Source organism: Tessaracoccus lapidicaptus (assembly GCF_001693815.1).
Taxonomy (GTDB): Bacteria; Actinomycetota; Actinomycetes; order Propionibacteriales; family Propionibacteriaceae; genus Arachnia; species Arachnia lapidicapta.
On the sequence record NZ_MBQD01000023.1, the window covers coordinates 150,738 to 163,785 of the forward strand.

Consider the following 13,048-nt stretch of genomic DNA (forward strand, 5'->3'; position numbering starts at 1 on the left):
CGCCTCAGGCGTCGTCGAGATGGTCCTGCGTGACGAAGTCGATGAGGGTCTCGACCACGGTGTTGAGCTGCGGTTCGAGGTCGCGCCAACTCGTGACGCGCGCGAGGATCGCCTGCCAGCCGCGGGCGACGTCGGCCTGATCGGCGTGGGGCAGCCCGAGGACTGCGAGGGTGCCCTTCTTGAAGTCGATGTCGCGGGGCACGTCTGGCCACGCCTTGCGCCCGATCCGGTCCGGGCGGACGGCCTGCCAGATGTCGATGAAGCGGTGACCGGCGACCAGGACGGTGCCGCGGTATCCGGCGCGGTACACCTCCTCGGCGATCCGGCTCTCCTTGCTGCCCGGCACCAGGTGGTCGACCAGGACGCCGAGGCGGCGGCCGGGCTCGGGTCTGAAGTCGGCAACGATCGCGGGCAGGTCGTCGATGCCGCCGAGGAACTCGACGACGACACCGACGTGGCGCAGGTCCTCGCCCCAGACCTTCTCGATCAGCTCGGCGTCGTGGCGGCCCTCGACGTAGATCCGGCTGGGCAGGGCCACGCGGGCCTTCGCCGGCTCCGCGGACACCCGCGATCCCGATGCCGTGTAGGCGGGTCCCGCGGGCGTGCCTCGCAGCGGCGGCCGGAGCGCGACGGGCTGCCCCTCGAGGAGGAAGCCGGGGCCGAAGGGCGCGGCCCGCCGCTTGCCGCGTCGGTCCTCCAGGAGGACGAGGCCGTTCTCCCAGCCGACGACGGCGCCGCAGAAGTCTCCGAACTCGACGACGACGTCGAGTTCGACGGGCACGTCGCGGGTCTTCTTGAGGTGCGACTTCTGCCACCCGGGGGCGAGGACGTCTCGTGCGTAGCGATCCACGATCGGCGACGCTATCAGCGCCGCGCCGCCCATCGGGCCAGCGACACCGCCTCCTTCCGCAGCCGGAGTTGAGCCTGATTCCCGACTCGTTCGGCCTGCAACCGATTTCAGAGGCCATACGCGCTGTCGAGGCCGGGCGCAGGCTCAACCTCCGCTGGCGACCCGCGTGTCAGGCTCAACCGGCCTCGGCGAGCCGCGTGTCAGGCTCAACCGCGGTCAGTCGAGGAGGTCGCGGATGACGCCGTCGGCGAGCAGCCGGCCCTCCCGCGTGAGGCGCAGCCTCGGCCCCGGCTCCAACACACCACCGCGCTCTCCCCCGAGGCCGGGGACGACGGCGGCGAGCCCCCGCTCGACGATGCCGTCGATCCGCGACCCCTCCGACGGCGTCAGCACCGACAGCGGAACACCCCCCGCCAGCCGCAGTTCCAGCAGGACGCGCTCGACCCGGCGATCCTCCTCCCCCAGCACCTCGCGGGCCAACGCCGGAGACTCCCCCGCCGCCAGCGACGCCGCGTAGCTGCGCGGGTGCTTGCGGTTCCAGAACCGCACCCCGCCGATGTGCGAGTGTGCCCCCGGCCCGATCCCCCACCAGTCGGCGCCGTGCCAGTAGGCCAGGTTGTGCCGGCACTCCCCGCCCGGCATGGCCCAGTTGCTCACCTCGTAGTTCATCATCCCCAGCGACGTCAACAGGGCGTCCGCCAACTCGTATTTGTCGGCCAGGTCGTCGTCGTCCGGCATCGGCAGCTCCCCGCGACGGACCCGGGCCGCCAGCCGCGTGCCCTCCTCCACGATCAGCGAGTACGCGCTGACGTGGTCGACGGGCGCGCCGGCGACGGCATCAAGGCTCGCCCGCCAGTCGTCGAGGGACTCCCCCGGCGTGCCGTAGATGAGGTCCAGGCTGATGTGCTCGAAGCCCGCGTCGCGCGCCCAGCCGGCGGCGTCGAGTCCACGCCGGGGCGTGTGCTGCCGGTCCAGCACCGCTAGCACGTGGGGCACCACCGACTGCAGCCCGAGCGACAGGCGCGTGAATCCCGCGGCGCGCAGGGTGACCAGGTAGTCCGCGGTGAGCGTCTCCGGGTTCGCCTCGGTCGTCACCTCCGCGTCGAGCGCGAGATCGAACCGCTCCCCGACCGCCCCCAGCAGCCCGGCCAGTGCGTCGGCCGGCAGCATGGTGGGTGTCCCGCCGCCGAAGAACACCGTCGACACGCGGCGCCGGCCCAGGACGCGCGCAGCCAGGTCCAGCTCGGCGACGGCCGCGCTGAGATAGGTGCCCGGTGCCAGGTCGCCCAGCTCCGACGGGGCGTAGGTGTTGAAGTCACAGTACCCGCACCGCACCCGGCAGAACGGCACGTGCACGTAGAGCGAGAGCGGGCGCGCCGCATTCAGCGCCGACGCCGGCAGGGCGCCGTCGGGCGGGGCGGGGTCGCCGTCGGGGAGCTGGGCCACCGCCCCAGCCTACGCAGCCCCGCGCGGATCAGCCCAGACGCCGCAGCAGCAGGACCAGGTCCTCGCGGCTGGGACGGACCGGGTTCGTGGCGGTGCAGCCGTCGTCCAGGGCGGTCCCGGCCATGGCGTCGACGAGTCACGAGCCGCCCCAGGCGCGCGTAGCGGTCCGCGGCGGCGGGGCTGCGCTCGGCGTTGAACGCGATGACGTGGGGAAGCAACATAGCGTTGAGCCAGCCGTGCGCGATCGGGAAGTGGCCGCCCACCGCGTGCGCCAGGGAGTGGGTGATGCCCACGACGAGCGGGCGCGGCTCGAGGGGGTCATCCTCACCGCCGAGCGCCGCCCGGTGGTCGAGTGGATGGGCAAGCCTGCCTCCGCGATCCTGGAGACGATCGGCGTCGAGCCGCCGCCGGGCGTGCGGCTCCTGGTGTGCGAGGCGACCGCTGATCATCCGTTCGTCGTGCACGAACTGATGATGCCGGTGCTCGGCCTGGTCCGCTACCCCGACGTCGTCCGCGCGATCGATCTCTCCGGCGAACTCGGGCACGGCAACCGGCACACCGCGATCATGCACTCGCAGGACGTCAGCAACCTCAGGCGCATGGGCAGGCTGATCCAGACCACCGTCTTCGTCAAGAACGGGCCCTCGTTCGCGGGGATCGGGATCTGCGGCGAGGGGTTCTGCACCTGCACGATCGCCGGGCCGAGGTGGCGGCGGTGCGCCGGCTCGGTCTGGCCTGAAGCTCAGACCTTCTTGGTGGGCTCGGACGTGGACAGCGCCGCCACGAAGGCCTCCTGGGGGACCTCGACGCGGCCGACCATCTTCATCCGCTTCTTGCCCTCCTTCTGCTTCTCGAGCAGCTTGCGCTTGCGGGTGATGTCGCCGCCGTAGCACTTCGCGAGGACGTCCTTGCGGATGGCGCGGATGGTCTCGCGGGCGATGACCCGCGAGCCGATGGCGGCCTGGATGGGCACCTCGAACTGCTGACGCGGGATGAGCTCCTTGAGCTTCGACGCCATGAGCAGCCCGTAGGAGTAGGCCTTGTCCTTGTGCACGATCGCCGAGAACGCGTCGACGGGGTCGCCGTGGAGGAGGATGTCGACCTTGACCAGCTCGGCCGCCTGTTCGCCGTCGGGTTCGTAGTCCAGCGAGGCGTAGCCCTTGGTGCGCGACTTGAGGGCGTCGAAGAAGTCGAAGACGATCTCCGCCAGCGGCAGCGTGTAGCGGATCTCGACGCGGTCCTCGCTCAGGTAGTCGAGGCCCCGCTGCACGCCGCGCCGCGTCTGGCACAGCTCGAGGATGGTGCCGATGTACTCCGACGGGGCCAGGATCGTTCCGCGCACCACCGGTTCGTAGACCTCGGCGATCTTGCCCTCCGGGTACTCCGACGGGTTGGTGACCGTGTGCTCGGAACCGTCCTCCATCACGACGCGGTACACGACGTTGGGGGCGGTGGAGATGAGGTCGAGGTTGAACTCGCGCTCCAGGCGCTCGCGCACGATCTCCATGTGGAGCAGGCCGAGGAACCCGATGCGGAAGCCGAACCCGAGGGCGCCGGACGTCTCGGGTTCGTAGGTGAGGGCAGCGTCGTTGAGCTGCAGCTTCTCGAGCGCCTCGCGCAGCTCGTTGAAGTCGTCACCGTCGATCGGGTACAGACCGGCGTAGACCATGGGGTTGGGATGGCGGTAGCCGCCCAGGTCGGTGGTCGCGGGCCGGGCGTCGAGGGTGACGGTGTCGCCCACGCGGGACTGGCGGACGTCCTTGACGCCCGTGATGAGGTAGCCCACCTCGCCGACGCCGATCGCGCCGGCCTTGACCGGTTCGGGTGAGATGACGCCGACCTCGAGCAGGTCGTGGGTGGCCTTGGTCGACATCATGAGGATGCGCTCGCGGTGCCGCAGCTCGCCGTCGACCACACGGACGTAGGTGACCACGCCGCGGTAGGTGTCGTAGACAGAGTCGAAGATCAGGGCCCGGGCCGGGGCGGTGGGATCGCCCTGCGGCGCGGGGATCTGCTCCACGACGGCGTCGAGGAGTTCCGCCACGCCCGCACCCGTCTTGCCGGAGACCCGCATGACGTCGCTGGGATCGCACCCGATGATGCCCGCGAGTTCGGCCGCGAACTTGTTTGGGTTGGCGCTCGGCAGGTCGATCTTGTTGAGCACCGGGATGATGTGGAGGTTGGCCTCGAGCGCCAGGTAGAGGTTGGCGAGCGTCTGCGCCTCGATGCCCTGCGCGGCGTCGACCAGCAGGATCGCCCCCTCGCACGCCTGGAGCGACCGCGAGACCTCGTAGGTGAAGTCGACGTGGCCCGGCGTGTCGATCATGTTGAGGACGTGCACGACACCGTCCTTGGTCCACGGCATGCGCACGGCCTGCGACTTGATGGTGATGCCGCGTTCCCGCTCGATGTCCATCCGGTCGAGGTACTGGGCCCGCATCTGCCGGGCGTCGACGACCTCGGTCAGCTGCAGCATGCGGTCGGCCAGGGTGGACTTGCCGTGGTCGATGTGCGCGATGATGCTGAAGTTACGGATGATCGCCGGGTCGGTCTTGCCGGGGCGCGGAGCGGGCATGCGTCTCCTCGTCGATGAACATGTAGACAGGCCATCTTCTCATGGCCGGTTCACTTGTCGAAACGCCGGCGCGGGCCGGGCCGGGAGGGGGATTTTGCGGCTTCGGACGCGCTCGGGTAACCTAGAGCGTCGCGTGTTCACACGCACGCATGACCGAATCTTTTCAAGTTTCCACCCGTAAAGAGGCTTGCCCAGTGGCGAACATCAAGTCCCAGAAGAAGCGCATCAAGACCAACGAGATCGCGCGGCAGCGCAACAAGGCCGTGAAGTCGGCCCTGCGCACGCACGTCCGCAACGTCCGCACCGCGGTCGCGGCCGGCGAGTCCGACAAGGCCGCCGAGCTCGCGAAGGCCGCGAACCGCGCCCTCGACAAGGCTGTGAGCAAGGGCGTCATCCACAAGAACCAGGCCGCGAACCGCAAGTCGGCCATCTCCACGGCCGTCGCGGCTCTCTGAGCCACCAGCCGTAGCGCTCGCAGACAGCGCCTTGACCCTCGGTCGTCAAGGCGCTGTTTCGCGTCCCCGGCGACGGGTCAGCGGCGCCGCAGCCGCAGGACGCCCAACACCATGTGCTCGAGGGCGTAGTCCGCGTCCGTCGCGGCCCCCTTCACGGCGGCGTCGGCCGTGGCGATGAGCTGCATGGCCTCGGCCACCGCACCCGTCTGCCAGATGCGCGACGACTTCGCGTAGTCCTTGATCTTCCACGGCGGGATGCCCAGCTGCCTCGCCAGGTCCGCGTCGCTCATCCGCAGGCCCTGCGCCTCCAGATACCTGCCCATGCCGCGGAACGCCGACGCCATGGCGCTGGTCACGAGTACCGGAGCCGCGCCCGTCCCGAGCGCCCAGCGCAGCCGCTCGAGGGCGAGGCTGGGATTGCCGCCCATGACCGCGTCGGCGACGGCGAAGCTCGTGACCTCGGCCCGGCCGGCGAAGTAGCGTTTCACCATCGCGGCGTCGATCTCGCCTGACTCGGCGTCGGAGGCGAGCTGGCTCACGGCCGACGCGAGGCTCCGCAGATCATGGCCCACCGCGGAGACGAGCTCGCCGGTGGCATCCTGGCCGATGCGCACGTGGTGGCGCCTGGCCTCCTCCGCGACGAACTTCGGCAGTTCCCACGCCTTCGGTGCCGTGACGGTCTCGGTGCGGACTTTGCCCTTCTTCAGCTTGTCGATCAGCCCCTTGCCCTTCATGCCGCCGGGGTGCACGAGGATCAGGCACAGCTCGGGCGGCGGGGCGAGCGCGGCGGCCAGAAGCTGATCCACCGCCGCGGGCGGGCAGGCGCCGACGTCGTCGATGACGGCGATGATGTACTCGGTGAACAGCGAGCCCCCGATCACCTCGGCGAGCATGGCGTCCTCGAGCTGATCGGCCGAGATCTCGTTGACGTCGGCCTCCGGGTGCGCCGCCAGCGCCGCGGCCTTGGTCTGCGCCACGATGCGCTGGGCGAGGAGGGCCTCCGGCCCGGTGATGAGGAGCGAGGTTCCGAAGGGCGATGACGTCACGGACCCAAGCTTGCCAGGCTCTGCCGACTGTCTCCTCACTCCTGTCCGCGCCGCTGCGTCGTCACGACGACGGCGCCCTCCCGACGGTGGACCGCCACCGCCCCCTGGGTGTCGGTTCTCGCCGTCGCCATGCCGTGGTCCGCCGCCAACCGCAGGGCCGCGGCGGACGGGTGCCCGTAGTCGTTGTCGACGCCCGCGCTCGCCACCGCGACCACCGCGTCGGTCGCGTCGAACAGCCGCGGCTCCTGCCGGGACGATCCGTGGTGCGGCAGCTTGAGCACATGCGCGCGCAGGTCCACGCCCGCCCGGGCGGCCGCACGCAGAGCCACGGCCTGCCCGGCCGGCTCCGCGTCCCCGGCCAGCATCAGCCGCAGCCCGTCCCCCGTCTGGGCCACCGCCACGACGGAGGCGTCGTTCTCGGCTGATCCCTCCCCCTCCGTCTCGACGGAGGGATCCCCTGGCGGCTGCCAGGCGGAGACCACGGTCCAGACGAGGTCCCCCACACGGACGACGTCACCGGTCTGCGCCGCCCTCACCTGGCTCCCGGCGGCGCCGGCCGCATGCCGCAGCCACTCGGGTGCCGGCCCCGAACGGGTGAGGATCAGCTCCGGCCGGTATCGCTCGACGACCGCGGCCGCGCCCCCGGTGTGGTCGGCGTGCCAGTGGGTGAGGACCAGGAGCGGCACGCGGCGGACCCTCAGGTCCTCGAGGCAGGCCAGCGTGGGGCCCGGCTCCGGACCGGTGTCGACGAGGGCGGCTCCGCCCCCGCCCGTGGTGAGCACCGTCGCGTCGCCCTGCCCGACGTCGCAGAAGACCGCCGACCACGGGCCGGGCCACCCGGGGGTCACCGGGCGCACGAGGGTGACGGTCACCAGGACCGCGGCCATGCCGAGCGCTGCCAGCCGCTTCGCCAGCAGCACCGGAAGCACGACGGCGAGCGCACCGGCGGCGATCGCGACGCCCGTGACGCCGAGTGCGGTGGGAGGCCAGCGCAGCGAGGCGCCGGGAAGCGCCGCACCGCCTTCCGCGAGCCAGATGATCGGCTGGGCACACCACCCCGCGAGCCACCCCGGCCCCGCCGCGAGCCACGGCGCCCACCACAGGAGCGCCGCGGCGAATCCCAGGACCGTCGTCGGGCCGACGAACGGTCCGGCGAGGGCGTTGGTGACGATGCCCACGAGGGAGACCTCACCGCTGAGTCCCGTCACGATCGGCTGGGTGGCGAGCTGAGCGGCCAGGGGGATCGCCACGGCCTCGGACACCCACTTCGGCGCCCAGGACGTGAGTGCGGTCACCAGGGCGGGGCCCAGCAGGACGATCCCGCTGCAGGCCGCCACTGACAGCCCGAACCCCGCGGACCTCGCCAGCCAGGGGTCGAGCCACAGCAGGCCGAGCGCGGCCACGCTGAGCGCCCTGAGGCTGCGCCGGCCCGAGGCCGCCCCGACGGCGGCCAGCCCCACCAGCCCCATCGCAGCTGCGCGCAGCACGGACGGCTCCTGGCCGCACACCACCACGAAGCCCAGCACGCCCGCCACGGCCGCGGCCCGCACCCACCACCCGCGCACCCCGAGGCCGCGGACCGCCGCCAGGATGACGCTCAGCATCAGCGTCAGGTTGGCGCCGGAGACGGCCATGAGATGGGTGAGGGCCGTCACCTGGAACTGCGCCCGCATGTCGTCATCGACCCCCGACGTATCGCCCACCACGAGAGAGGGTACGAGCGCGGCCTGGCGGGGCGGCGAGTGGGCCACCGCGCCCCGGAGCCCCGATCGCATCGCGGTGGCCGTCGCGTCGAACACCCCCGGACCGGTCACCAGCTCGGGCTCCGAGCGCAGCCTGAGCACGGCCACGTCGGCGTCCCCCGGCGTGGGCGGGGCGAGTCTGACCACCATGCGGTACCGGGCACCGGGGACGGCGGAACGCAAGCCGGTGGCTGCGTCCCCTGTCGCCAGCACAGTCACCGGCATCGCCGTCCGGAGCCCGCGGCCCCGGGCGTCGAGGCGGAGCAGCGTCCCGTCCGCCACGACGGTCTGGTCCCACCTGCGCGCCTCGGCGCGGATCGACACCTCGGCGGTGGCCGTGGCGCGGGCGGCGGCAAGGTGCGAGACCGGCGAGTCGTGCCGCTGCGCCGCCCGCGTCCCCGTCAAGAGACCCGTCACGGTGAAGACGACGACCGCCACGCAGGTCCATGTCCGGCGGAGGCGGGCCGCGGCGAGCGCGATGAGGCCCAGCCCCACGGTGAGGGCCGTCAGGGTGGCCGCGTCGGGGCGCCAGCCCGTGGTCCCGAGCCACGCCGCACCCCAGGCGGCTGCCGCCACCGGCACCAGCCGCCAGTCCTGGTCGCGCATCACCCCACCCGCACCAGTGGCTGAAGCTTCTCGAAGGTCTTGGGCCCGATGCCGCTGACCTCCTGCAGTTCCTCCACGACGGTGAAGGGGCCGTTCTCCTCACGCCAGGCGATGATCGCCTCCGCGGTGACGGGGCCGATCCCGGGCAGCTGTTCGAGGTCGTCGGCCGTGGCGCGGTTCAGGTCCACTCCTGGACCCGCAGCGTCCCCCGCCTCGGAGCCCGTCCCGGGGGCGCGGACGTCGCCGCGTGGCTGGTCCTCCGAGCCGATGAGGATCTGCATGCCGTCCGACACCGGGGCGGCCAGGTTCAGCTGGTCCGGGTCAGCCGATGGCGCCAGTCCCCCGGCGGCCTCGATGGCGTCCAGCACGATGGACCCCGGGGGCAGCGTCACGACCCCGGGCGTCGCCACGTGCCCCGCGACGTGGATCCGCATCTGAGGCGGCGGCGACGGGGTCGCCGCCGCGACCGACACCGCGGGTGTGGCGGAGGGGACGGGGATCTCGGTCGCCTCTGACCTGCTGAGCGCGGCGACAGCGACCCCCACTGCGCAGAGCAGGAGCACCGCCACGACGAGGACGTGCTGGCGCGTGAGGCGCCGCGGAGGCCCCAGAGCGTCGGGCGGGGGCGTCGGGGCGCGCGGCGGCGCCTGGGAGTCTGGCGGCGGCTCCGCGGCGGCCCGGCGGGGCGCGCCCAGCGGCGGCCGCCCCGCGCTCACGTAGGCGAGCCGGGCGCGGGCCACCTCGTCGGCCTGCTGGGGGTCCATGCCACCGTGTTAGGCGGTGACCGCGCCCGTTTGCCGGGCGATCAGCGAGCTGTGGAGAACCTCAGCGGGGCACGAGGCTCAGCATCTTGGGCAGCCGCGCGATGACCTTGGCCACCTCGCGCCCGTCCAGGGACCGCTGGACGCCCGCGTCCGCCAGGGCCAGCGCCAGGGCCTCGTCCTCGGCGATGGCGGCCGGCACGTCGATCTTGGCGCGGATCTTGCCCTGGATCTGGACCACCATCGTCACGGTGTCGTCGGCGGTCAGCGCGGGATCGGCGACGGGCCAGGCGCTGCTGGCCACCGACGGTGCGTGGCCGAGCACCTCCCACATCTCCTCAGCCACGTAGGGCGCCACGACGCTCAACGCCTGAGCCACGAAGGTGGCGGCCTCGCGGACGGCGGGATCGGCGGGCCCCGTGGCGCCGTCGATGGCCTTGCGCGTCGCGTTGACGAGTTCCATGACGCGGGCCACGGCCACGTTGAACCGGCCGGACTCGATGAGCATCGACACGTCGGCGATGGACTTGTGCGTCACCTTCCGCAGCGCGGCGTCACCGGCGGTCACATCGGCGTTCACCGGAGAGGCGACGTCCGAGGCGATGCGGTAGGCGCGCTGCAGGAACTTCAGGCTCGACGCCGGCGACAGGTCCGCCCAGTCGATGTCGTCCTCCGGGGGTCCGGCGAACACCATGGTGAGCCGGACGGCGTCGACACCGTACTCGTCGATCTGCTTGCCGAGGTCCACGCCGTTGCCGAGCGACTTGCTCATCGCCTTGCCCTGGTTGATCACCTGGCCCTGGTTGAGGAGCCGCAGCATGGGCTCGTCGAAGTCGACCAGGCCCATGTCGCGGAGCACCTTGGAGAAGAAGCGCATGTAGAGCAGGTGCAGGATCGCGTGCTCGACGCCGCCGACGTACTGCGCCACCGGCATCCAGCGCCGGACATCCTCGGGGTCGAAGGGGCCCTTGTCGTAGCCCGGCGAGCAGTAGCGGAAGAAGTACCACGACGAGTCGACGAACGTGTCCATCGTGTCGGTGTCGCGCTTGGCCGGTCCGTGGCAGGTCGGACAGGTCGTCGCGACCCAGTCGGTGGCGGCGGCCAGCGGAGAGGTCCCCTTCGGCGCGAGGGCCGCCCCGCGCAGGTCGGGGAGGCGCACGGGCAGCTGGTCGTCCGGGACCGGGACCTCGCCGCACGTGTCGCAGTGCACGACAGGGATGGGGCAGCCCCAGAACCGCTGGCGCGACAGCAGCCAGTCCCGCAGCCGGTACTGGATGGTGCCGGTGCCCAGACCATCCGCTTCGAGCTGGGCGATGATGCGGGCGACCCCGGAGGCCTTGTCGGCCAGTCCGGTGAGCGGACCGGAGTTGACGTAGGCGCCGTCACCGCTGGTGGCGATGCCGGTGTCGGCCGGATCGGTCCCGTCCACGTCGATGACGGTCCGGACGGGCAGCCCGTACTGCCGGGCGAAGTCGAGGTCGCGCTGATCGTGCGCGGGGACCGCCATGATCGCGCCGGTGCCGTAGTCGGCGAGCACGTAGTCGGCGGCCCAGATCGGGATCTCCTCCCCGTTGACCGGGTTGATCGCGCTGCGGCCCAGCCACACGCCGGTCTTCACCCGCTCGGTGGACTGGCGCTCGATCTCGGTCTCCTTCTTGACCTGCTCGAGGTAGGTCTCGAAGGCCGGCCGCTGCTCGTCGGTGACGAGCTCCGCCGCCAACGGCGCGTCCGGGGCCACGACCATGAAGGTCGCACCGAACAGGGTGTCGGGGCGGGTGGTGAAGACCGTGATGGGCTCCCCTCGCCCCTCCACCCGGAAATCGACGTGGGCGCCCTCGGAGCGGCCGATCCAGTTGCGCTGCATCGCGAGGACGTGGTCGGGCCAGCCTCCCTCGAGCTGGGTCATGTCGTCGAGGAGCTGCTCGGCGTACTCGGTGATCTTGAAGTACCACTGGTTGAGCTTGCGCTTGGTCACCTCGGTCTTGCACCGCTCGCACCGGCCGTCGACGACCTGCTCGTTCGCCAGCACCGTCTGGTCCTTGGGGCACCAGTTGACGAAGGAGTCCTTGCGGTAGGCCAGTCCGCGCTCGTAGAACCGCGTGAACAGCCACTGGGTCCACTTGTAGTAGTCCTCGTCGGAGGTGTGCAGCCGACGGCTCCAGTCGAAGCTCAGGCCGTAGCGCTTGAAGGAGCGCGCCTGCGTCTCGATGTTGTTGTAGGTCCACGTCGCGGGGTGGGTGTCCGCCTTGATAGCCGCGTTCTCGGCGGGGAGCCCGAAGGAGTCCCACCCGATGGGATGCATGACGTCGTAGCCCTTGAGCCGCCAGTAGCGCGCGATGACGTCCGCCATGGCGTACGCCTCGGCATGCCCCATGTGTAGGTCACCGGATGGGTACGGGAACATGTCGAGCACGTAGCGGCGCTCGCGACTGCCGTCGTCGCGGGGGCGGAAGGTCTCGTCCTCCTCCCAGAAGGCCTGCCACTTCTCCTGGGCCTGGACCTTGTCGTACTGACCAGCCTCTTGGCTCACGACCATCTCCTGCTTTCGGGCGTCACACGTGCGCCAGCGGCGCGGTGCCTCAATATACCGGCCCGCGGACGGCGTCTCGCACGCGCTCAGACGAGCAGGGCGTCGACCTCCGCGGCGGTGGGCGGCTGGGCTCCCTTGCGGGTGCAGACGATGGCGGCGGCGGCGACACCACGGGCGAGCGCCGCCTCGACGTCCGTGGGGTCCTCGGCGTAGGCCGACAGGAACCCGGCCATGAACGTGTCACCCGCGCCGACCGTGTCGACGACGTCGACCCGGCGCCCCGGGACCTGGATCCGGCGGCCGTCGGGCTTCACCGCGACGACGCCGTCGGGGCCCAGCGTGACGATGAACATGCTGAGTCCGTACTCGGCCGCCCAGCCCTCCGCGTAGCCGAGCGGGTCGCTGTCGTCGTCCACCAGCCAGGCGATGTCCTCGTCGGATGCCTTGGCGATCCCGCCGTTCTTCCCGACCGCCGTCAGCAGGTCCGAGATGAGGCCGAAGTACTCCGCCCGGTCCGGCAGCGTCGACGGCCGGACGTTGAGGTCGAAGCTGACCCCGGCGTCCGTGCGTCGCACGAAGTCCAGGACCTGCCGGGCGCCGGGGGCAATGATCGCCCCGATGGACCCGAAGTGCAGCCAGTCGTCGGCGTCGAGGTCCGGCAGCTCACCCGGCGCCCAGTTGAACGCGGAGGTCCCGGCGAAGTGGAAGTGGTAGCTCGCCCGCCCCTGGGTGTCGAGGGAGACGACGGCCAGCGACGTCGGATCCTCCGTGGGGACGGCGATCGAGAGGTCGACGCCGGCGCCCTCCAGGTGGCTGCGGAGCTGCCGGCCGAAGGTGTCGGTGCTGAGGCGCCCGAGGAACCGCGTGTCGAGGCCGAGCTTGGCCAGCGCGGTGGCTGTGTTGAAGGGGCCGCCGCCGGATCTGGCGATCCAGCGGCTCTCGGCCGGGGAGATCATCTCCTCCGGCATCAGATCGATCAGGGCTTCCCCGCACACGACGAAACGCATGGCAGCACCCTAGGGCACACCCCCCGACGC

General features: G+C 71.6%; 9 protein-coding genes and 1 pseudogene. 1 reads left to right on the plus strand and 9 read right to left on the minus strand.

The features are described 5' to 3' along the window. Positions 1–4: 4 nt before the first annotated feature. From BCR15_RS10480 to lepA, 4 genes and pseudogenes are all read right to left on the minus strand, one after another. Positions 5–883 (minus strand): DUF3097 domain-containing protein, encoded by an 879-nt coding sequence (locus BCR15_RS10480; protein ID WP_068752138.1) that lies wholly within the window; start codon positions 881–883, stop codon positions 5–7. Between the two features lie 183 nt (positions 884–1,066). After that, complete coding sequence (gene hemW, locus BCR15_RS10485; RefSeq protein WP_068752139.1) at positions 1,067–2,296, minus strand: radical SAM family heme chaperone HemW; 1,230 nt, start codon at positions 2,294–2,296, stop codon at positions 1,067–1,069. Between the two features lie 191 nt (positions 2,297–2,487). Continuing rightward, positions 2,488–2,745: pseudogene (locus BCR15_RS15315) on the minus strand (hypothetical protein); the annotation flags it as partial. Positions 2,746–3,038: 293 nt separating this feature from the next. Then, a complete protein-coding gene (gene lepA / locus BCR15_RS10490) occupies positions 3,039–4,871 on the minus strand; it encodes a translation elongation factor 4 (RefSeq protein ID WP_068752140.1) in 1,833 nt (610 codons plus the stop codon). 194 nt (positions 4,872–5,065) lie between these two features. Between lepA and rpsT the strand changes: the two genes are divergently transcribed. Continuing rightward, positions 5,066–5,326, plus strand: a complete 261-nt coding sequence (gene rpsT, locus BCR15_RS10495; RefSeq protein ID WP_068752141.1) for a 30S ribosomal protein S20 — start codon at positions 5,066–5,068, stop codon at positions 5,324–5,326. A gap of 77 nt (positions 5,327–5,403) precedes the next feature. Here rpsT and holA read toward each other — a convergent pair whose 3' ends face one another. From holA to BCR15_RS10520, 5 genes are all read right to left on the minus strand, one after another. Next, complete coding sequence (holA, locus tag BCR15_RS10500; protein WP_078920290.1) at positions 5,404–6,372, minus strand: DNA polymerase III subunit delta; 969 nt, start codon at positions 6,370–6,372, stop codon at positions 5,404–5,406. Positions 6,373–6,407: 35 nt separating this feature from the next. Beyond that, positions 6,408–8,720 (minus strand): ComEC/Rec2 family competence protein, encoded by a 2,313-nt coding sequence (locus tag BCR15_RS10505; protein WP_078920289.1) that lies wholly within the window; start codon positions 8,718–8,720, stop codon positions 6,408–6,410. Next, positions 8,720–9,484, minus strand: a complete 765-nt coding sequence (locus tag BCR15_RS10510; protein WP_068752143.1) for a helix-hairpin-helix domain-containing protein — start codon at positions 9,482–9,484, stop codon at positions 8,720–8,722. Before BCR15_RS10510 ends, BCR15_RS10505 begins: the two co-directional genes overlap by 1 nt. A gap of 61 nt (positions 9,485–9,545) precedes the next feature. Continuing rightward, entirely contained in the window at positions 9,546–12,017 is a 2,472-nt protein-coding gene (gene leuS, locus BCR15_RS10515) for a leucine--tRNA ligase (RefSeq protein ID WP_068752144.1), read from the minus strand. 80 nt (positions 12,018–12,097) lie between these two features. Continuing rightward, on the minus strand, positions 12,098–13,018 hold the full coding sequence (locus BCR15_RS10520) for a carbohydrate kinase family protein (RefSeq protein ID WP_068752145.1): 921 nt from the start codon (positions 13,016–13,018) through the stop codon (positions 12,098–12,100). Positions 13,019–13,048 lie beyond the last annotated feature (30 nt).

What these genes read in the sequence shown, in the direction of transcription:
- BCR15_RS10480 (WP_068752138.1), bottom strand. Translation starts at nt 883, where the DNA reads ATGGGCGGCGCGGCGCTGATAGCGTCGCCGATCGTGGATCGCTACGCA.
- lepA (WP_068752140.1), bottom strand. Translation starts at nt 4,871, where the DNA reads ATGCCCGCTCCGCGCCCCGGCAAGACCGACCCGGCGATCATCCGTAAC.
- BCR15_RS10505 (WP_078920289.1), bottom strand. Translation starts at nt 8,720, where the DNA reads ATGCGCGACCAGGACTGGCGGCTGGTGCCGGTGGCGGCAGCCGCCTGG.
- BCR15_RS10510 (WP_068752143.1), bottom strand. Translation starts at nt 9,484, where the DNA reads ATGGACCCCCAGCAGGCCGACGAGGTGGCCCGCGCCCGGCTCGCCTAC.
- leuS (WP_068752144.1), bottom strand. Translation starts at nt 12,017, where the DNA reads ATGGTCGTGAGCCAAGAGGCTGGTCAGTACGACAAGGTCCAGGCCCAG.
- BCR15_RS10520 (WP_068752145.1), bottom strand. Translation starts at nt 13,018, where the DNA reads ATGCGTTTCGTCGTGTGCGGGGAAGCCCTGATCGATCTGATGCCGGAG.